The organism is Taibaiella sp. KBW10 (assembly GCF_003852495.1).
In the GTDB taxonomy this organism is placed as follows: Bacteria; Bacteroidota; Bacteroidia; order Chitinophagales; family Chitinophagaceae; genus Edaphocola.
In genome coordinates this window covers 180,455-201,343 of record NZ_QAJI01000001.1, presented here as the reverse complement: position 1 = coordinate 201,343, position 20,889 = coordinate 180,455, and the positions used below count along the sequence as shown (strand labels likewise).

General features: G+C 40.9%; 19 protein-coding genes. 3 read left to right on the top strand and 16 right to left on the bottom strand.

What is annotated here, in order from left to right; all coding sequences use genetic code 11:
• Positions 1–25 precede the first annotated feature (25 nt).
• Positions 26–4,816 carry an alpha-2-macroglobulin gene (locus tag DBR32_RS00875; protein ID WP_158605870.1) on the bottom strand — a complete coding sequence of 1,597 codons (4,791 nt, stop codon included), beginning with the start codon at positions 4,814–4,816 and terminating at the stop codon, positions 26–28.
• Positions 4,817–4,890: 74 nt separating this feature from the next.
• Entirely contained in the window at positions 4,891–5,958 is a 1,068-nt protein-coding gene (locus DBR32_RS00870; protein ID WP_124634400.1) for a hypothetical protein, read from the bottom strand.
• Between the two features lie 132 nt (positions 5,959–6,090).
• Between DBR32_RS00870 and DBR32_RS00865 the strand changes: the two genes are divergently transcribed.
• Entirely contained in the window at positions 6,091–7,746 is a 1,656-nt protein-coding gene (locus DBR32_RS00865; RefSeq protein WP_124634399.1) for an amino acid permease, read from the top strand.
• On the opposite strand, the gene recO is transcribed toward DBR32_RS00865, so the two are convergent.
• Together recO and DBR32_RS00855 are read right to left on the bottom strand one after the other, a co-directional pair.
• Positions 7,733–8,467 (bottom strand): DNA repair protein RecO, encoded by a 735-nt coding sequence (gene recO, locus DBR32_RS00860; RefSeq protein ID WP_124634398.1) that lies wholly within the window; start codon positions 8,465–8,467, stop codon positions 7,733–7,735. The two genes, DBR32_RS00865 and recO, sit on opposite strands and share 14 nt — an antisense overlap.
• Before the next feature lie 5 nt (positions 8,468–8,472).
• Positions 8,473–10,803 carry a T9SS type A sorting domain-containing protein gene (locus DBR32_RS00855; RefSeq protein WP_124634397.1) on the bottom strand — a complete coding sequence of 777 codons (2,331 nt, stop codon included), beginning with the start codon at positions 10,801–10,803 and terminating at the stop codon, positions 8,473–8,475.
• A gap of 287 nt (positions 10,804–11,090) precedes the next feature.
• Between DBR32_RS00855 and DBR32_RS00850 the strand changes: the two genes are divergently transcribed.
• The gene (locus tag DBR32_RS00850; RefSeq protein ID WP_158605869.1) at positions 11,091–11,822 is read left to right on the top strand and encodes an META domain-containing protein; all 732 of its coding nucleotides are present in this window, start codon (positions 11,091–11,093) and stop codon (positions 11,820–11,822) included.
• A gap of 50 nt (positions 11,823–11,872) precedes the next feature.
• On the opposite strand, the gene DBR32_RS00845 is transcribed toward DBR32_RS00850, so the two are convergent.
• The 12 genes from DBR32_RS00845 to DBR32_RS00790 all read right to left on the bottom strand — a co-directional run bounded on the left by DBR32_RS00845 (position 11,873) and on the right by DBR32_RS00790 (position 18,854).
• Positions 11,873–12,766 carry a TIGR01777 family oxidoreductase gene (locus tag DBR32_RS00845; protein WP_124634395.1) on the bottom strand — a complete coding sequence of 298 codons (894 nt, stop codon included), beginning with the start codon at positions 12,764–12,766 and terminating at the stop codon, positions 11,873–11,875.
• Positions 12,763–13,470, bottom strand: coding sequence for a YqjF family protein (locus DBR32_RS00840; protein ID WP_124634394.1), 708 nt, complete (start codon positions 13,468–13,470; stop codon positions 12,763–12,765). Before DBR32_RS00840 ends, DBR32_RS00845 begins: the two co-directional genes overlap by 4 nt.
• A complete protein-coding gene (locus DBR32_RS00835) occupies positions 13,467–13,934 on the bottom strand; it encodes an SRPBCC family protein (protein WP_124634393.1) in 468 nt (155 codons plus the stop codon). The genes DBR32_RS00840 and DBR32_RS00835 overlap by 4 nt, the downstream gene beginning before the upstream one ends.
• A 2-nt stretch (positions 13,935–13,936) precedes the next feature.
• Positions 13,937–14,752, bottom strand: coding sequence for a DCC1-like thiol-disulfide oxidoreductase family protein (locus DBR32_RS00830; RefSeq protein ID WP_124634392.1), 816 nt, complete (start codon positions 14,750–14,752; stop codon positions 13,937–13,939).
• Between the two features lie 5 nt (positions 14,753–14,757).
• A complete protein-coding gene (locus DBR32_RS00825) occupies positions 14,758–15,168 on the bottom strand; it encodes a hypothetical protein (RefSeq protein ID WP_124634391.1) in 411 nt (136 codons plus the stop codon).
• A 27-nt stretch (positions 15,169–15,195) separates the two neighbouring features.
• Entirely contained in the window at positions 15,196–15,651 is a 456-nt protein-coding gene (locus DBR32_RS00820) for a hypothetical protein (RefSeq protein ID WP_124634390.1), read from the bottom strand.
• 56 nt (positions 15,652–15,707) lie between these two features.
• Positions 15,708–16,106 (bottom strand): hypothetical protein, encoded by a 399-nt coding sequence (locus tag DBR32_RS00815; protein ID WP_124634389.1) that lies wholly within the window; start codon positions 16,104–16,106, stop codon positions 15,708–15,710.
• Positions 16,103–16,462 carry a hypothetical protein gene (locus DBR32_RS00810; RefSeq protein ID WP_124634388.1) on the bottom strand — a complete coding sequence of 120 codons (360 nt, stop codon included), beginning with the start codon at positions 16,460–16,462 and terminating at the stop codon, positions 16,103–16,105. The genes DBR32_RS00815 and DBR32_RS00810 overlap by 4 nt, the downstream gene beginning before the upstream one ends.
• A 55-nt stretch (positions 16,463–16,517) precedes the next feature.
• Positions 16,518–17,018: a GbsR/MarR family transcriptional regulator gene (locus DBR32_RS00805; protein ID WP_124634387.1), complete on the bottom strand. Its 501-nt coding sequence runs from the start codon at positions 17,016–17,018 to the stop codon at positions 16,518–16,520.
• 196 nt (positions 17,019–17,214) lie between these two features.
• A complete protein-coding gene (locus DBR32_RS00800) occupies positions 17,215–17,688 on the bottom strand; it encodes a hypothetical protein (protein ID WP_124634386.1) in 474 nt (157 codons plus the stop codon).
• An 84-nt stretch (positions 17,689–17,772) separates the two neighbouring features.
• Positions 17,773–18,249, bottom strand: coding sequence for an OsmC family protein (locus tag DBR32_RS00795; RefSeq protein WP_124634385.1), 477 nt, complete (start codon positions 18,247–18,249; stop codon positions 17,773–17,775).
• Positions 18,250–18,461: 212 nt separating this feature from the next.
• Positions 18,462–18,854 (bottom strand): hypothetical protein, encoded by a 393-nt coding sequence (locus DBR32_RS00790; RefSeq protein WP_124634384.1) that lies wholly within the window; start codon positions 18,852–18,854, stop codon positions 18,462–18,464.
• Positions 18,855–19,125: 271 nt separating this feature from the next.
• On the opposite strand from DBR32_RS00790, the gene DBR32_RS00785 reads away from it, so the two are divergent.
• On the top strand, positions 19,126–20,790 hold the full coding sequence (locus DBR32_RS00785; protein WP_124634383.1) for a B12-binding domain-containing radical SAM protein: 1,665 nt from the start codon (positions 19,126–19,128) through the stop codon (positions 20,788–20,790).
• Positions 20,791–20,889: the final 99 nt, after the last annotated feature.

Sequence of the window (20,889 nt, the reverse complement as noted above, 5' to 3'; positions counted from 1 at the left end):
TTTTTCGGCAGATTCCATAAAATAATTACTTAATCTTTATTAATTGACTATTGGTGTGGCTGCCAAATTCGGGTGCGTACATGCATTGTATCGTAGTGATACCGGTGGTGAAAGAGCCTTTCTGGTTTACGATTACAGGGTAGCTTAATACCCAAGTGCCTTTGGGTATTCTGTCAAAAAAGAAATTTGTAGAAGCATCTCTGGTATTTTCATAATAGCCAAGACCTCCCTGATATTTATATGTGCTTAGGATACTTAAGGGTTCAAATCCGGAAGCACGCATATCCTTTAAGTGGATATATTCCATGTCACGATCGGCATGTATGATCAGGCGAATCATGATTTTATCGCCTATGTTCAGTTCCTGCTGTTCTTCAATTGGGGATAATTCAGCTTCCTCAATAGTATTGCTGAGTAGATATAGTTTCCTTTCTATTTGAAGAGGATTTGTCTCTTGAGTGGCTTTTATAGAATTAAGATTGTCATAGTACTGCCAATATATTGCCCCCCAACTGATAATCCCTTTATAGTCCTTCTGATGATTAAGAAGGTTTACTTTTATATGACCCATCTCTGGTTTTATAGCGCTGCCGTCGATACTTGTTTTTAAATAACCGAAAGGATTTTCTGCCGGACTTTGAATAATCGTATCCCCTAAACTGATTTTTACCCTTACCTGATTTTCGGTCCAATCACTACCCGATTTAAGTAATGCATAACAAGCTTCCGCAGTAGCGGTTGTTGTACCCCAATGCTGTGCTTGCTTTTGTTTAAAAAGCCAGGTTTTAAGTTGGCTGACTGTTTCTGTATCTTGCTTTATTTCGGTATAGGCATTGATTAGTAGTGCTTGTGTGGCTATTGGATCTTCATACCAATAGTAACCTTGCTTTTTAGGCCAATACATGCCCATGTCTTCATTTTTGACCGCTCTTTCCGACAAGGATTCCAATAGAAGATGAGCTGTGGTCTGCTCCTGCATTTTGTTGAAGGTTAGGGCCATCATTCCTTGCAAATAATTGGTATAAGTAGGCCATTGTGTCTTAGCAATATTAAGGAAGTAATTAGTAATCAGTTTGACACTATCTTTCATCTTTACTTCAGGATATAAGCTCCTCACATATAAATATTGAATGATTTGAGCATCCAAATGTGGGGTTTTGTTTTTTTGCTGCTGTATATATGTTTTATTGATCATTTCATCTAAAAAGGAAATGCCTCTTTTTATGATCAGATGCAGGGCTTGTGTATCCGGAAGTTGGATATTTAGCTCCTTTAGCCTGGCGATGCCGGTTAACAGGTATTGGGTAATGTATAGGTTCTCTGGCATACCAGAGAACCAGGAAAAGGCTCCATTGGCTTGCTGTAAATCTTTAAGTTCCTTTAATAATTTTCTTATCTCTCCTTTGGTTCTTTTCGTATCCAATAATCTAGCTAACTGCTTTTGTTGCTCTTGTTCATTTTGGGCTTCCAGTACCCAGGGTGTTTCTGTTAATAAAGTGGTTTTGAGTTCATTGTTTTGCGCTAAAACTGAATGTTGTATGTCTGCGGCTTTTATCCATTGGTGCAGTATAGAATCTACTGCAGGTGTATTTTCAACTATATTTAAAGCCAGCGCATTTGAAAAGAGTTTATTAAACTTCTGCTCAGTACATTCATAGGGATATTCTATCAAGTATGGTAGTGCTGTTAGAACATACCAGGAAGGGTTTGTTGTGTACTCGATCATGAGCCTTTTAGAGGTGATTTGCGAACTATCTGTATATCTTATTAGATGATCAAAATTGAATTCGCCACTTTTTTTATGAGCAGGTATAGACATTGGTAATGCTTCCGTAACTAAGATGCGGTTGCTAAATACCGGGATCACATGACGCTCCCCGTCACTAAAATCACCTGCAGTTGCTGTTATCTGAACGGATACATGAGTGTAAATAGATTGTGGTATTTTTATATTGAAAGAGACGTTGGTACTCTGCTTAGCTGGAATTATAACGTCTTTGGCATTTGTTTGAATGCTAAAGGGTAGGTTCAATAGTTGTTGCGTTTGGGCGTCCCGGATTTCTATAGATACCTTACCATGCATTACAACATTTGTCTGGTTACTTATTTTGGCGGCAATCACCATTTCGTCTCCCTGCCGGAATAGCCGCGGCATATTAGGGGAGACCATCAATTCTTTTTGTGTTTGTATTTTTTGCTCTGAGTAGCCTGTACCCCAATCTTTGGTATGGGCAAATACCATAAGGCGCCATTCTGTTAGTGACTCGGGCACAGTGAACTTTAACACTGCTTTTCCCGTTGTATCTGTTTGTAACTGGGGAATGAAAAATGCGGTCTCCTTAAAATTTGATCTTGGGTTTACTTCTTTGGATACTTTATTACTGTCATTGAATAATAGTGCCGGTGCAGGAAGGTATTCTTCCGAGTGGACTGTATTTATAGAACCGGTATATGTTCTTTTGTCTAATTTTGCTGCGTTGACAAATACATCTTTTAACATAGTACTATTCATCTCATCAAATAGGATGACCTCGTAATGGTTAGGGTCATTAATAAGATACCGGAACTGTGGATATACCTTTTGATATATTATCTTATTACGGACATTGATATACCGCTTATGCTGCTCTTTTTGAATCAAGGCAGCTCCCCAATAATAATTGGAATGCACTGATTGGAACATTTTTTCGTACGCCCAGTTATGCTCCTTCAATTCGTCTAAAGACGCATCATACATACTGGCTAATACTTCGGTCTTTACTCTTTTATTATTGTAATCTTCTACAGTAATTGTCCATTCTTCCTTTGTATTAGGATATAGTTTATCTCTTTGGGTTTTAATGGAGATGTTTAGATTTTTATTAGACCAAGGAATGAATAAGTAATCCGTAGTCGCATATATTCTTCCATTGTAAATGTACATCCAGTTGAGTGATCCCGTACCACGGTCTCTTTCGCTAATCTTTTGTGTGATTGTATGCCCATTTTTCCAGTTGTAGGTTTTGTTCCACGAATTGTTTTGGAATAGTGATATATCTGTAACTGCCGGATATACAAAGCTGTAAACCGTATCCCCCGGTTGGTATTTATATTTATTATGATAGGTTACGATAGGAATGTCATATTGTTGTGGATTAGCCGGATCAAGTACAAATACATATTTTTTATCGATAAGCTTTTTACCCAGATTGTCCTGTGCACGTGTTTCGATCAGATAGTAACCGGAAGACGAGGGCCAAATTGCAGTATCGAGTATTAAAAACTGTTGTTCTCCGGTTGTATATGTAGTGTCCCATACGGTAGCGGTTATTTCACGATTCTGTAGCTCCCCCTCTAATCCATATGCGTCATTAGGGAAGTGTTTTTGGAAATCCGTTCTGCTCATCAGCGTATCTGTGGGGGCATCCCATAGCCTATATCGGTATAGGCGGTCTGCTTTTTTTAATTGTTTTATGGTAACCTTAACCTGTGTTGGGGTAAAGGTCTCATTGATATTATAAGAGCCGACATGCATCTTTTGCGGCTGGTCAGTACGTATAGTCCCCGGCACATTATTATAGATATAACGATCCACATAAGCTGCCTTAACGTAGGCTGTTTTACTTCGTGTTTCGCCATTAATATCGGTTATTTCAGCGTTGATCTCATAAGCAAATACGAAGGTGCTTTCCTGCTCGTCGTTTTTGTCACCCATTGTTATAAATCGAATGTTGAAATAACCAGCACTATCTGTTTTTGCTACACTGTCAAATATTTCATAATATCTATTCTGGTTGTAATATTTGCTATATCCATCACATCTGCCTACAGTATAGGTTACTTCAGCGTTGCTTATAGGGTTTCCCGCATAAGCCTTAGCTTGTCCTCTAAGGCTTACCCATGTATTCATACCTATATGTTGTCTGATCGTATCAAACTCAATATAAAATTTGGGCCTCTTGTATTCTTCTACACTAATCTCATGATCTGTTTCTTCCGTACTAATCTCCATCTCACCCAGTAAACCAGTTTCGGGAGCAATAAACGTACCCGCGAAGGAACCGAATTCGTTGGTGATCGCTGTTTGTGTTGCTATCGTTTGTCCATTGACATCGTTAAATTCAACGGTTACCTTTTTTTTGCTAAGTACTTTGGCATCAGTAAGGTTGTATTTTGACTGTATTACGATTCCTTTGTAATGTATCGATTGTCCGGGGCGATATATGCTTCTATCTGTAAACAGGAAATGGGTTACTTTTTGCCCATTTTGCTCATGATTTTCTCTAGGTTGCTTATATTGTTTCGTATAGGCGAAATCATATTGGTTATCATCGTCTAATAATAAGGTGTCCCTATTTTGTGTGAAAATTAAATGACCTTTTTTTGTGTAATTGTTTAGATTACCCTTTTGGGCTCTCAGTATCGTATGGCCGGATGGGTTACTGATCCCCAGGTATTGATAGGCGATTTTTGGCGTATTAATGCGGTACCATACGGTAACTTGTTGTTCCGGAAATCCCGTTTTTCTGTTGACAATGTAATGCTTTGATCTGTTGATTGATACCGGGAGCAGATGACTTACCTGGAAAAAATGAAATAATTTTTGGGTATCACTGCTTAATACGACTGCATAAAAACCAATGGGGTAGGCGCCTAGATTGATTTCAATGCTATGAGATTCAAAGTCTTCGGAATGGACTAGCTGTTGGATTGTTGATTGTACGATTTGGTTTACTGTAGTGTCTTTTTGTGAAAATTGACTGGCGTTAATACGGTGTATCTCGATTCTTATATCCTTACGGTTTGTATAAGAAATTAAGGCTTTTATATTTTCCATTGGGATATTCACCATTTCTGTTGTAATCCCAATATGTTGTTTTTCGATTTGATAGAGGAGATTCTGTGCATTAGTTACCCTTCACCATTTGGATATTGCTCTACCAGTTGACGCAGGCTGTCATGTATGTCCTTTAGGGTATATTTGGGTTTGTAGTCTTTATAGTGTTGGTATATATGGTTTAATATAAGATATTTAGCTTGCCCTGCGTAGGCATTACCCGGATATTGCCGGACGATATAGTCTAATGCATCTATATACAGAGAATCGAGATTCGGCAAGTTTGCTTTACTATAGATGTAGGCAATCCTAGATATATCCGCATCAATCAATGCATCCGTTTGTTGTTGGCTGATATGATGGCTTAAGATGTTTTGATACAGCCACATTGTTTGAAAGCCTGCATTATTGCTGTCTCTTGAAGGCAGTGGTCTTTCAATGAATTTTTTAACCGGAGCGAAATACCGAGCATCATTTATTTTAAAGGGATCAATAGCATTGGTGCTATATTGGTTACTTCTGGAAAGAAATTGAATCGCATCAGCTGCCAATAGGTCATATAAACTATTTCTAAGCTTTTCAGTATGTACTTCTTGTGTGACAATTGGTAGATATGCTCGATAGTCTGTGCTTTGCAGTTCATTTTTATTTTGAATAGAAGCCAGATACAGATAGCGCATTCTTTTTTCTATAGTATTTATATCCCAAGTGCTGATATCTTCCTTTATGGTATCTTTTAACCTTGCTCTGTCATATAATATATACCCGTTTTCTGAAATGTATATTTCGTAAGTTTTGGCAGCAATATTGCACCAGATTGCTCTGTCGATAGAATTGTCTGCCGAGAGGACTTCCTTCTCTGTTTTTTTGATGATGTCTGTAGGATCTTTGTCCTGGATCTTTTCGAAGGTATAGATCCAGCATTTTGTTTTGATCACTTGTGGGCGATCGCCTAGACTGTCGGCAATCCTCAAAATCTTTAGTGCTGCTTTCTTGGCAGACTCAGGTTTCGCCTGCTTGCCAAAAGAATCTACCTCTTGCCATGCTTTCTTGTAATTGAAAGAGGATGGACCGTCCATGTTTTGGGAGAACAAAAGAGAAGATGTTGTCAACAGGAATATAAACAGGAGTAGTCTTATCATGAATCGAATGATTAGGTTATTGAGGTAAACCCAAATTGCTTTTACGGAACTTTCGAAATATTTTTATACTTTCAGCTACTCGTTTTAAGGAAATGTTTATTTCCTTAAATGGGATACCACAAAATACAAATTATGTTTGAAAAACTACTTAGGAAAAAAACGATTGCCCAACTGCAGGAAACAGCTGATCTGATGGCTACTCAGGAACAGCACAGCATGAAGAAGACATTGAAGGCGAGAGACCTGACGATGATGGGGATTGCTGCCGTTATTGGTGCCGGGATCTTCAGTACCATCGGAGATGCCGCCTTTAAAGGAGGACCCGGGGTTATTTTTCTATTTATCATTACTGCCGTTACCTGTGGCTTTACGGCTTTATGTTATGCCGAGTTTTCAGCGCGCATTCCCTTATCGGGCAGTGCCTATACTTATTCTTATGTGGCCTTTGGCGAACTCTTTGCCTGGATCATTGGCTGGGCGCTTATCCTGGAGTATGCGATTGGAAATATTGTGGTCGCGATCAGCTGGAGCGGTTACTTTAATAATATGCTGCATGCCGTCAATATCCACCTCCCGGAATGGTTGATTGCCGATGTGAAAACGGCGAAGGCTGCCTTTGCCGCCGGTTTGGATAACATCCCGGCCAGAGCCTGGAAAACGGCACCGATGCTGGGAGATATGCGGATTATTATGAATCTGCCGGCCTTTGTTATTGTGGTTATTGTGACCATACTGGCTTATATTGGTATCCGGGAAAGTAAAAAAAGTGCCAATGCAATGGTGATCGTAAAATTATTAATCCTGGTAGTGGTGATCGCTGTCGGCTTTTTCTATATCAATACCGATAATTATACACCTTTTATGCCTAATGGTTTCAAAGGTGTTTTGTCCGGGGTTTCTGCTGTCTTTTATGCTTATATTGGTTTTGATGCCATCTCTACCACGGCAGAAGAGTGTGAAAATCCCCAAAGGGATATGCCCAGGGGCATGATTTATTCATTGATCATTTGTACTGTTATTTATGTGGTTACGGCTTTGGTGATTACCGGTATGGTACATTATAGTAAGTTTCAACACATCACCGATCCCCTGGCTTTCGTGTTTGAGGAAATTAATAAACCTGTTTTGGGCAAGATCATTTCCTTTAGTGCCGTTGTTGCAGCGACCAGCGTAATGTTGGTTTTCCAGATCGGGCAACCCCGTATCTGGATGAGCATGAGCCGTGACGGCTTGTTGCCGAAGCGCTTTGGGAAATTACATCCTAAGTACAAAACGCCTGCGTTTTCAACTGTAATCACCGGCTTGTTGGTTGCGGTACCGGCCTTGTTTATCGATGCCAGTATCGTTACCGATCTTACGAGCATCGGTACCTTATTTGCCTTTGTATTGGTTTGTGGTGGGGTATTGCGTTTACCTAAAGCGGGCCCGCAGCAAAGATTTAAACTCCCTTATGTAAACTCCCGTTATATTATTCCGGTTTTATTAGCCGTGTTCTTGTTTTTCTCCTGGAGTAAATTCAGCTTGATTTATCAGCATATTTATGATGCCAGTTATCATGATGTTTTATTTGTCTTGTTTGTGATCATCGCTACCGCGATCTCAGTATATGCAACTTGGAAACAATACACCATTATCCCTGTTTTAGGGCTTTTGTGCTGTCTTTATTTAATGATCGAGATTCCTAAAGACAGTTGGATTGTATTCCTTTGCTGGATGGGATTCGGATTGTTGATTTATAGTCTGTACGGCTACCGCAGAAGTAAGTTGAAAGCTGCTAATGCAGAATAGCCTGAAGCACTTCCAGCGATTTTAAGGGTTTGAAATTATTATCATGTATTTGCAGGAAATGCAGGTAACCTTCCAATAAATACCTCCTGTCTAAAGCCGGCAGCGAAAGGGCAGCAAAAGTATCTGTGGAATGGGGGACTAAACATTGGCTTGCGGCTAAGGAAAGCTCCTTGTCGAAAATGGGCAAAGCATTGCCCATGGCCATTTCAAAGCGCCCCTCATAGGTATTCAGATAACAATGGCTGGAGCTATAGTTATTTTGAATGCCATAACCCATGATTTGTGCCGTTTGGATTACAAAATACAGCGGTAGGTTCGCAATTTTTTTAGGATCTGCTGCATCAAGGTAATGCAGAAAGTCTATGGCAAAGTCATAAAGATCACATTGCTCGTCTTCTGTAATCAGAAAATTAGACAGCACTTCCACACAAAAAAGCAGGATGCTGTTTTTGATAATGTCTTCCCCAATATGTTTGTAGAAACAGGCCAGCTGAAATTCCTTAAGGTATTGCAGGTTCTTTGCCGGTTGATGGTATACCTGTAAGTCAAGAATATTACCCGGCCTCAGGATGTTACCTTTTTTACTTTGTTTTTTATCGGTCCTTACCCCTTTTACCAGATAAGATTGCAATCCGTAGACTTCTGTAAAAATACTACAGATCACACTTGTCTCGCCATACTTAATCGTACGCAAGACAATACCACTGGTCGATGAAATCATGTATTTTATTCGTGAATGATGAATTTGCCACTTGCTTTCTGTGTGCCGTCTTTACTCACTACAAAAACAAGGTATACACCCGATTGTACTTTACGTCCGGTATAGTCCATGCCATTCCAGGCAACCTGGCCGCCCGTTGAAGTCGTCTGATACACCAACTGTCCGTTTATGTCTGTAATTTTCACATTAGAAACAGCAGTCATTCCTCTTATGGCAATCATCCCGTTATAACCGGAAGGCACCGGGTTGGGGTATACATATAAGGGTTTCGCAATTTCGCCCCCCGCTTCCGTTGCCGCTCCTCCAAAAGAACATAAACCCTTATCGGTACTGACAAATACGACACCGGAAACAGGGTCTATATCAATACTGATGATTGTATTGGACAATAAGGGGCTATTGGCTTCGGTATATTGGGCAATAATATTTTCTGCATCATCTGACAAAAGGAATAAACCTACATCGGTGCCGATCCATTTCCGATTGCCGCCGTCTATGGCGATGCTATTGACACTAATTCCTTCAAACATATAGTTGGCAAAGTTATAGCCTGCTGTCTGTAAGGGCTTGAGATAGGCATCACAAAGGCCATTCCTGATATCCAGATCGCAGTTGTAAATGGCAATACCACTTGCGGTACCCACCCACATGGCACCGTCTTTGTCTTTTGCCAGACTAAGTACTTTATTGTTGGGCAGGTTACCCGATCCCGATCCGCTTCGGAGTACCATACTCCGGTCATCATTTGGATTGTCGATTGTACCATTATCATTATAGACGGCAAGGCCGCCGCCATTAATGCCCGCTGCAAACCATTTCTGGCCGATGTCATCAATAACCAATGCGGCACCATGGTTCACACCATTAATCCTAAAGCTATACCAATTGCCTTCTTTAGTCTTTACTTTTAAGACATTTTGTACTGTGCTTTGTGTGATCCAAAGATTGTTGTCTTTATCCAAGGCCACATCGGTACAGCGGTAACTTCCGGTATCGCCGCTTATGTTTGATTCCAGGAAACCACTTTTATATACCGTTATTTTATAGTCCTTATCTACTTTTGCAATCCCTCCGTTATACAAAGCAGCATACACATCATTACTGCTTTTATCTTTAACCACACTCAATACATCGGTAAAGGCATAGGGCTGTGGCGTAGCCGCAAGCATATCCCACTTAAAAAGTTTCCAGTCCCCATTGAAGTATTTAGACATATAATCCTGGTTCTGCTTGATAAACCAGTCCGAAAGTCCTCTGGCACCATGTGCCAGCCAGAATTCACCATTGTATGCCCACACTTTAAAAGCGCTATTGGAGTAAGGTCCGGCAGGGTAGATACTGTTCCAGTCATTACCGGGGCCGCTTTTGCTGCGTGTTTTCAATCCTGCATACTGATCAGATGACCAGTATTTACCATCACCCATATCGACAAAAGTATTCGCAAGGGTATTGGGCAGGGAATCTATAGTATTACCATCTGCATCTATTTTAAGGGCAAAATTGGATGATCCATTCTGTCCTTGGGTGAGTACCCACATATTATTATCGCTACTGGCACATAATCTTTTGATGGTATTGTTCGTATTGATCACTTTTACGGGGCTTGGAACATTGTTTTTAAGCACATAAACCGTATCTCCCGAAGAGGCAAAAAGATTATTGTTATTCTGGCTGAGTAATTCGAAACTTTTGGGGCTCAATTGCAGCCAGTTGGCATAATTGATCAGGAACGGGTTGTCCGTTGACGATTTAAAAAGTCCTACAGAAGTGGCTGCATATATGGTTTTATCTTTACCCGTCGCCGCGCGGTTCAAGCCTTGATTTACGCCTTCAAAAAAAGGAATGGTCTCTTTCACTTCTCTTTTTTTGATATTCACTACGAGCAGTCCTATACCTGTACTGATATAGGCGTAACCCTCATTGCAATATAAATGGTAAATAGTTTTGTCGCCCGATACAGTGGTAATCTTGAAATCGGGTATATTGGTAAAATGCCCGTCCTTAAAAAGGTCGATATTGCCATTCTGATAGATGAGTACCGCACTTTGTGTGCTGGCATCATAGCCTACCTTTACCATATCTACATCGCTCATGCCATTGGCTTTGCTATAAGCCGTTATTTCGCCGTTCTTCTCATTATACGTAAAGAAAGAAGAAGTAGATACGCAGAAAAAAGTGCTTCCGTCTGTGTCGAAATCAATTACAGTACCATAAGGCAAATAGGTATTCCATTGTCCTACAGGTGGTCTTAGCCTTTGCGCCTTGGCCTCAAAGGTCGTTGTAAAAGATAATAATACTGCAAAAGCGCTAGTATAGAGTAAAGAAGACTTAATCATATGCTCAAAAATACGTTTTTCTGTGAAATCGGACTTGAATTAATAACGTACAGAGCATGCTTTGTGGTATAAAGAGCTGTGGCTGAATTGTACTTGGTAAACCGGGTATGTTTTGCCTTTTTGGCCTGCATGAGCACATTAACGAAACGATAATATTTTCCGTTTAAATTTTTCGACAAAAAAGGACTCTAAGCACGGTATTGCTTATTTTTGCCTTATATTTATGATTCGGGTTAATGATAGTGCATTTTCGGATATTTAAACTTACACAACTAAAAACAAAAAATATGAATAAATTAAAAACAGGTTTGAGTATCGTCTTCGTTACGATGATGAGCCTACAGGCGGTTGCACAACACCCAAAGGGGCATTCTTCCAAAAATAGCCTTGACTGGCGCGGTATTTACAGCACGGGAAAAGACTTACAGCTTATTTTGAATGATGATAATACTTATAGTTTAACACAGAATGGCAAGATAAGTACGGGTAAGGTTAAATGGAATAAAGCCGGCAGCATGATTACCCTGCCGCATAACAATATGCAGTTCAAAGTAGGAGAGCGCCAATTGACCGGCTTGCGTTATGGCACCTTGTTGTTAAAACAGGAAACGGCGGTCGTTGATGTAGCAGGGCCATCTACAGCCATCGACAATACGGATGCAGATGCTTTGTATGGCGGTAAATGGGTACTGATCGAATTGCAGGGCAAGGAAGTGAGTGAATATAGTGAAAATGCGAAAAAAGCATTTATCAGCTTTGATGCTGCTGAAAAGCGTTTTGGCGGTAGTGGCGGTTGTAATTCTTTTGGAGGCAACTTTGAAGTACCCGGGCATAACCGCATTAAATTCGGACAAACAATCTCTACGATGAAGGCTTGCATTGGTAAAGGCGTAGAAGCGGAGCCAATTTTATTAAATGTGCTGAGAACTGCCGATAATTTTACGGTGAGTAATGGCGTGCTTTCTTTAAATAAAGCCCGTATGGCATCTCTTGCGAGATTCAGAATGGTAGTGAAATAATTATATTCTACATACAAGCACATGCCGGCCGGGATTTCTGGCCGGCATTTCTATATCAGTTGCTTCAGGGCGGCCGAAAGGTCTGGATAGTTAAAAGAAAAGCCATACTGCTGTAGGCGCTCCGGTAATACATTCCTGCTTTTGAGCATCAATTCCGTCTCCGTACCTATCAGCATAGCGGCCAATTCCAGTAATGCCGCCGGGCTGGGAATGCCGAAGGGTATACCCATGCGTTTTTGCAAGTGCTGCATAAAGCTGCGGTTGGGGATGGGATTTGGAGCCGTCACATTAATTGCACCGCTGATTTCTTCATGTTGCATGATAAAGTCTACCGCACGGCAGAAATCCTCGATATGAATCCAGCTCATCATCTGTTGCCCACGACCCTGTTGCCCGCCAAGCCCAAACCGTGTAATCTGTTTAAATTTTGGAAAAGCGCCGCCCTCATTACCCAGCACGATAGCGGTACGCAAGGCTACCTTACGCACAGGTACACTTGTCTCTTTGAAAAACGAAGCTTCCCAGCTTTTACAAATATTCATAGAGAAATCATCACCGATAATGCCTGAGCCCTCTGTCATTTGTTGTGTTTCTGCATGTACGTAAATGGTGGCCGAGCTGGCATTCAGCCATACTTTAGGCGGCTGGGTACAGGTTTCGATACTTTGCTGCAAGAGGGTAGTGCTGTCTATTCTGGACTGATAAATGGCGTGTTTATTGACCTCCGTATATCGGCAATCGACCGACTTTCCGGTCATGTTGATCAGTACATCGGCTTGCTCCAGGGTTTGTTGCCATGCTCCCGGATTTTTAGCATCCCAGTACACATCGCCACTTTTTTGTGGTGTTCTCGTCAGGATAAAAACCTGTGCTCCTTTTTGGGTGAAGTAGGATTTGAGTGCCTGTCCCAGAAATCCGGAGCCTCCGGCAATAACTATTTTCATATGATTTGTTTTTTCGTTTTAACAGCAATCTCAGAGCCTTCCGCCAGCATAACCGATACCGGTGTTTGTTGGTTCAGGCATTCAAAAGGCGTGCCATAGCTTGCGCCGAAGTCAATATTGAGTTCATAATGCAATACGGGGTACTGTTGCCATCTTGGATGTACAACCTCATAAGCAGATGTTTTAAGTGTATTGATGCCGGTATATCCCCAATAATGTTCGGTGATAAATTCGGCTTCACTGCCGGGCAGAATGTCTGTCAATTCATTTTTCGCGACTACGGAAATCTGTTGCCAGCGTTTCTGCTGCCATGCATAAGAAACCGATAAGTCCTGTATACTATATTGGATTTCATGTTTCATTTTTACGGTCTCATAATGCTCTTTATAAAAAGTGTTGGCGACAAAGCTTAGCGTCGCTTTGGGAACCATTTCTTTAAGAAAAACAACTCCTCTTTTCCATTTGTTTTCTTCCCATCTCTTTACATAAAACCTAAGGTTTACTTCTTCAAAATTGCAATGAAAGGGAATGGGAATGCTGCATAGCCGGGTATTTAAAAACATAAAGCCGACCACACTAAGGTAACATTGCCCCTGCCACAGATCAAGTACTGTTCCTGCAGGTAAGTAAGGCAATAAAATTTCAGGGTCTACGGTATAATTGATCAGGATCAGCTTACGCCATTCGGCAGTTAGGAAATTCATATGCTTTGGTTTTGAAGGTGCTCAGCCCGTTTTTTAAGGAGTTTGTTTCTTTTTATCAGAAACCCTTTTAAGTAATGGGTAAGGAACAAACGGTCGGCTGCTTTGCCGAGCCATCCTAGAGGGGAGGTAAATATAAACTGGTCTGTCATCAAAGTGCCCGAATCTTTTTCTTCAAATAAATGGATATGGTGTAAGCGTTTAAAGATACCTTTTTCCATCACATCTTCAAAGCGCTCCGGTACTTGCATTAGTGTGATTCTTGTGGTCAGCTCCTGATAAAATCCTAAATGCTTGGCGCGCCAGGTAACGGTTTCGTTTAATCCGATCAGACCCGAAGTACGGCCGGCAATCGCTTTTTCATTCGTCTCCCGGGCGGATTCCTGGTGCAGGTCTATACTTCTGGCCAGGTCAAAAACCAGTTGTCTCGGCGCATTGATCCAGGTCTCTAAATATATACTTGCCATAACTATCCGATTAAGAAGATGATACCGAGCGCGACGAGTCTAAAAGCCACCCAGCTGATGCTGGGCAGGATACCCAGATTTAATAGGGTCATTCTCCGGTAATGTTCTGCAAGCATGATTCCCGCTACAACGAGGAAGTAAGCCAGAGAGAATAGGGCGCTGGTCTGGATAAATAGTAAGGGCAGGAGTAATAAAGTTCCTATAAGGGAAACCGTCATCATATTGCCGATATAATCCCAATATTCCTTTCCCAGCCTGCGTTTTAGCCATAAGGTTTGCCAGGCGATTTGCCCGGTACAGATCAGCAGTTCTCTGGTAAAATGAGCTTGTTGTGGTAAAAAGTTACCGAGTTTTGGGCTGTATAAACTGAGTATAATGCTGGAAAAGAGCATGACAAAAAGAATATAGCTTATTCTATAACGCAAGTTGAAATCGGGCGTACAAGCGATCTCATTTTCCTTAATACGGCTGGGCATGATTTGTTTCCGGTTATAAGAGATAAATGCATAGCATTTATTAAACAACCAATACAAGGGCGCAATCCTTGCCATTTTTGCCAATAGCGGAAAGCGGTTGCCGATAATCAAGAGCAGGCTATCGAGGCCATAAAGCACCTGATTATTTTGGGTATTGACCAGTGCAATTTCATTGCGCGCCCTGTTGCGGTCCAGCCCGCAGTAGCTATCTTCTTTTATAGCAGCATATGGTTTTCGGCCTTGGGCATCTAACATACCGCAGCTGATGAAGGCCTGTGAATAGAGCGTACACATCGGGCAATCCTTATCATATATCAATGTATGGTGTTGTAGCGTTTTCATAAATCCTAATTGCTAAGGTTAAGGAATTTTTGTATTCTGAAAGTTAGTCTTCTATAGGTGGCACGGCAATCCATTATATAGGATATAGCCATTAAAGGGCTGTAAAATAAGGCTGCAATCAAGCAATATAGGAAGAGCTTTCTGCTTGCTCCGTCATTGATCCCATCGAGCAGGAACAGCATAATAATCAACCATACCGGTAAGATCATAAATCCATATACTATGTAATGGACAGACTTTTTGTAGGGCATACATAATCTTATCAAAAAGCTGAGCAGTTGTGCGCCACCGATGAAGACATAGAGGGCGCCGGAATAAGCAAGGCCTGTGAAAAGCAGTTCCGTGAGAATTAGTCCGATGCCGGCCAGCAACAGGAATAGTTGGAAGTAATAATCATATTTTAGAAACGTTTTCATAAAATATCGGTTGAGGTGTTTATAAATTTATTTTTTTGGAGAGAGATCGGAGGCGTCGTTTGGTGCATCAGCACCTTCTTTTGTACCCGAAGGGCCATACTGCCGGTATGTTGTATAGGTGTGGAAGACATAAAGCCCTCTTCCTATAAACCATAAAATAACCAGCAGGATTAAAACAGGAATGGCAAACAGGCCTGCCTTATAGATAAAAATAAAGCCGAAAATGATCCATATGGGTGCGGTTAGCTGTAGGAAGACAATTATGCCGCTTAATTTGAAGATATAGTCTTTGGGATAGGCTTGTCGGCAGCGAATAATATAACTGATGGCAGGAACGAGGTAAAGGACGGTTAAAAGGCTACCGCTACTCGTGAACATTTTATACTGTAATCCAGGTGCCAGAAAATGTAAACAGAGCATGGCTACACTCAAAAGGAACAGACCTAGTTGGATGTAAAAATCATATTGATAGAACCTTTTCATAAAAAGATGTTTTAAAACCCTGCAAACCTTATCCGGGCACGCAGGGTTTCCGGTGATTATTCAAAATCTATACTACGATTGTTTTGTATTGCGATGTTGCGTTGTGCCCGGCGGGCTTGTTTTCTGCCGCGCATGAATAAAAGGAGGTTAAGCATCATTATAATGCCCAGATAAATAGCGAAGCCGCCGATTTTAGTACTTAGTCTTACAATCAATTCTTCTGCACTCATGATGGTATAAATTCTGATGATGAGCAGGGCAAAACCGATATTGAGCAAATAGAAACCCATTTTAAACAAAGCATTCGTGGCATAGGCGATGTCTTCTTTCTGGTGAAAAATATCCAGCATAAATATACGGCCGTTTTTGAACAGTTGGTTGGCGACGGCAATAGTCATGACAATGGCTACCGGAAGGTAAACGATGTAGGCGATGAGATTGAAGGGCGTGTTCATATAGAAGTGTTTTTGAGGGTGAACTGTTTTTTACTTAAAAAATAGAGGACACTAAGATTGATATAATGCAGACCGCTGAGGACAAGTATGATGATTCCTGTCTTTATAGATACAAAGGCGATGAGTTGCGAGCATTGCTCTATGTCTTCCCAATCGCTCAGGCAATAGGCGGCATAGCCCATATTTACCAGATAATAGCAGGTCAGCAAGGTCTTATTGATGGCACGGCATATTTTCTCTTCTTTAAGCAGGTATTGTAAATACACTGCTCCTAAACTGTAAAACCGCCAACCAACATAAAGGGTGATATAGCAACTGATGCTTAAGTAAATACCGTATGATAATATATTGAACATCTTGTAATAAATATATTTTCAGAAAATATTGAAAACTAATGCTAAATAAAAAACCTTATTTGATAAGGTTGGTTATTTTCCCCAAGAGCCAGTGTTCATCACTTTTGATCGCCAGGTCCATAATATTGTTGATTTTAGATGTTACATTGAGCATATCACTCATCAGTTTTATAAACTCATCGGTTTCGGGTCCTTTTTCATCGATAGTTCTCAACTCTTCAATACTCGAAATCACCGGCTCAATCTCTCTTTTTCTTCTTTCTTTTAAGATCTGTTTAAACAAAAACCAGATATCCTTTTCGGCCACAAAATATTCTTTACGTTCGCCTCTGATAATTTCTTTACGGATAATGCCCCAGCCAATCAGATCCCTCAGGTTCATATTTGCATTTCCTCTCGAAATCATTAAGGCCTCCATGATCTCATCGGTAGATAGCGGTTTGCCGCTCGCCAGCAATAAGGCATGTACCATAGCCATGGTGCGGTTAATACCCCAGTTAGAGGCTAACATTCCCCAGGTTTGTACATATTTCTCTTTGGCTTCTGCTAATTTCATGATCGTTTTTTCTGATACAAAGATACACATCTTATTTAACTTTCAAAATTTATTGAAAATTAAATAAGATATTTTTTTGACGCTTCCTTTTTATCGATTTTTTGTTGGAAAATACCTTTAAAAAGTAAAAAGCGATGCTGTCTTAAGCCGCGCTTCGTAATAGAGCTATTGTATAAAAGGAAAGCGCGGTGTTTGTTTAGTCGAGGCTACAAAGCAAATCATATTTTGTGTGCGCAGCGAGGAAGGAGAGCAGTTCCGCTAGTGGCCGGTTTAAACTGTTTTTTTTGAGTCGATAGCGTAGAAATCCCTCATTCTTCTTGGGTTGATCATCAGCACCATAGGTTGGTTTGATATCGGGAAAACCCATCCAGAAGCGCATGCTTTGCCATAAAGATAAATGAGGCATCTTCAGTTGATGCCTGTTTTTGAGCACAATGTCTATATAAAAGAATTCAAGAGTATTTAAAACATCAGGCGCCATCAAGTCTTTACCCTCGAACGTTTGCCAAGTGCCTTGTGTTTCCTTTACCGAAGGTGTAGGAGAAATAAAGGCGATATTTTCCCAGGGAATAAAAAGGGGGAGTTTTGATAACCTCGGCTTAATCGCTATGCCCTCAACACCATATTGAATAAGGCCGAAGTCATATTTATGGGTGTAGGATAGATTCATTATTACCTGAAATTAATCTGGGATCGTATTAAAATATCAAGGGGATCATAATAGCCATAGCAGCCGGCTACAGCGCTGCTGTCTTTATGAGGGTTGTTGCAATTTGATAATAGGTTTGTGTGTTACTTTAAACCGTACCGAACGGGCAATAAAGCAATACGCGGCTGCTTGTTGGTGCAATTCCGCTGCCTTTGTCAACATGTGTTCCTCACTAACCGTTACTACCGGATGTAAAATAACCTCTTTAAAAGCGCCCATTCCATTGGTTTCCTCTGTCATAAAGCCCTGTGCCTCGTCCTGATAAGCGACTACCGTCACCTGATGGGTCGCACAGAAATGCAGGTACCATAACATATGGCAAGAAGCAAGTGCCGAAACCAGCAGCTCTTCCGGATTATGTTTGGTCTTGTCTCCCCGGAATGCGGGGTCGGAAGAACCTTCGATTACCGGTTTCTGTTCGATAATAATCTTATGGCTTCTTTCATAGTGTGTATAATGGTCTGTGCCCGAGCCATTATTACCTGTCCATTCAATAGTCGCGGTATAGGAATGTTCTTTCATGATTTTTTATTGAATGATTATTAGGCTGAGACGACAACGCTTTGATGTCAATTATGATATAATTTTTACACTAGAGATTGTTCCTCACGTCGGAAGTGAAGATGGCGCATGCTTTTCGAGGGTAGTTGAAGCTAAGCAAGCAAGTGAAAAGAATATGATCACCAATTCAGATCATTAATTTTTTAAGGGTTATGTATAAACATGCTGCGTCTTTATGGTTGCCCGGTCAGGGAATAAAAATCTTTGTATGTTATATAGGCGTTCCGGCTGATGATATAAAGAGGTTGTTTATTGTCAAGGGTTATGATGGCTTTACCGGCCTCTTTCGCAAGGGGGAAAGTGATGGTAAACATTCTTCCGTCGGCCAGCGTAATCCCATAACTTTTAACCGAATTCTGAATCTTAATCTTATTTTGGGTATACGCATAGGTGGCGATCTTGCCATTTGTTTCTTTAATCGTAAATTGCTTAGGGGCAAAATTTATTTCAAATTTATTTCCGCTCATATCGGTTGCTTTCCAATTGCCCTGATACACATCCGAGCCGCTACAGCTTATAAGGAGCAGCATCGATACACATAAAAGCAGGCTAAGGTAATTTTTCATGAGTTATGGGTTTTATGGTATAAATATAAAAAATGTTTTCGTGTTTGTTGCTTTTAGCCTGACACAAATGATGCTATACTTTTACAAAGATATAATTGTCGCTATACCACTTCACATTTATGGAGACGCGCTTGATAACAATATGATTATATGTTGAATCATTGTTTTTGTCCTTTACGATATTCAAGCCTACTTTCATTATAGAGGCGAAACAGTAATCTATATAGCGCTATAAACACCACATGTCCTATCGCTGTATTATCTTTGCCACATGCCCAAGGTATTACTGACGACATTAAATGCAAAATATATACATCTGAATCTTGCGATCCGCATCCTCTACGATCTGAATAAAGATAAAGGAGCGTTGGATATGCATGAATTTACGATTAAGAACGATCCGCAGGATATTGCCCAATATTGTGCCGATTATGAGGTGGTCTGTTTTAGCTGTTATATCTGGAACATCACCCAGACCATCACTGCGGCTAAAGCAATTAAGGCGATCAGCCCGGAGACGAAAATTCTTCTGGGTGGACCGGAAGTTAGTTATGAGTGGGAAACGGTTATTGCCGAAGATTGTGTGGATTACCTGATTGTAGGGGAGGGGGAGATTCCTTTTGAACGTTTTATCAGCAACTATCCGCAGCTTTCTTTTGTACCCAACCTGATCTACAAAGAAGAGGGGCACATTCATTATAATAAAGAATCGGTGCAGTTTGATGTAAAACAACTGGAAGACCGGAATCCTTACCAGTACGATACTGCAGAGGAATTACATAATAAAGTCTGCTATATCGAAACCAGCCGCGGCTGCCCTTATAAATGTGAGTTCTGCCTGGCCAGCCTGGATAATAAGGTACGGTACCTGCCGATGCAGACCATCAAGGATAATCTCCTGTACCTGATGCAACGCGGACGGACTATTAAATTCCTGGACCGGACTTTTAATATCAAAAAAGATTTTACCCTGGACTTGTTCCAGTTTATCCTCGACCATCATCGGCCCGAAAACGTATTCCAGTTTGAGATTACAGCCGATATTGTACATCCCGATATCATTGCTTTTGTCAATGAGAAAGTACCCAAGGGATTGTTCCGTTTTGAAATAGGGATTCAAACGGTGAACCAGCAGAGCAACTTGGAGGTGAGCCGCAAACAAAACTTCGATAAAACCGCCAAGGTCATTAAATCTTTGGAAGAGCGTATCGAAATGCACCTGGATCTGATTGTGGGGCTGCCCCTGGAATATATGGCTGACCTGAAATACAGTTTTGAGGAAACCTTCAAACTGTATCCACCGGAACTGCAACTTGGATTCCTGAAATTCCTGAAAGGCACACCGGTACGGGAAAAATATGCCCAATACGGCTATGAATTTGATCCGGAGCCACCGTATCAGATCATCCGCAGTAATTTCTTAAGTGAAGGAGAACTATACCAGGTCACCCTTTTAGAGAATGCTTTAGAGATTTACTGGAATAAAAAACGCGCTTGTCATGCCCTGAAATACATCGCAGAACGGTACAGTATTTTTGATTGCCTGATGGGCTTAGGCGAAGCCTTTGTGGCGCAGCATGAATTTCACCATCATACCCTTAAGCAGGTATACGAAGTGATAGAGGCCTTCTTTAAGCAGCAATATCCGGGAGATGAAGTGTTGCGGCAATTACTGGCAATAGACTATTATACGTTCTATAAAATCAAGCCACAAGACTTGTACGAAATGGAGCTGGATAAGGCGGCACAATTCAATATCATCCGGGAGCAGGGTTTAAATCATCATAAATACCGTTTCTGTATCTTCCCTGTGGACTTTGATGCCACGGCTTATGTGCAAGATCAGTTACTGTTACCCAAAGAAGATTATCTCATCATCCAGTTTGACGGGCAGAACAAGGGCCAGGTGCTGTGTGATGACCTGCAATACAGTTAATATTTTGTCAGAATGCAGGCCTGAGGCGCATTTATAGATGAAAAAAATGTAAATTATCCTTTAAACATAGGTAATAAACAAATTTGACCTTATTTTTGT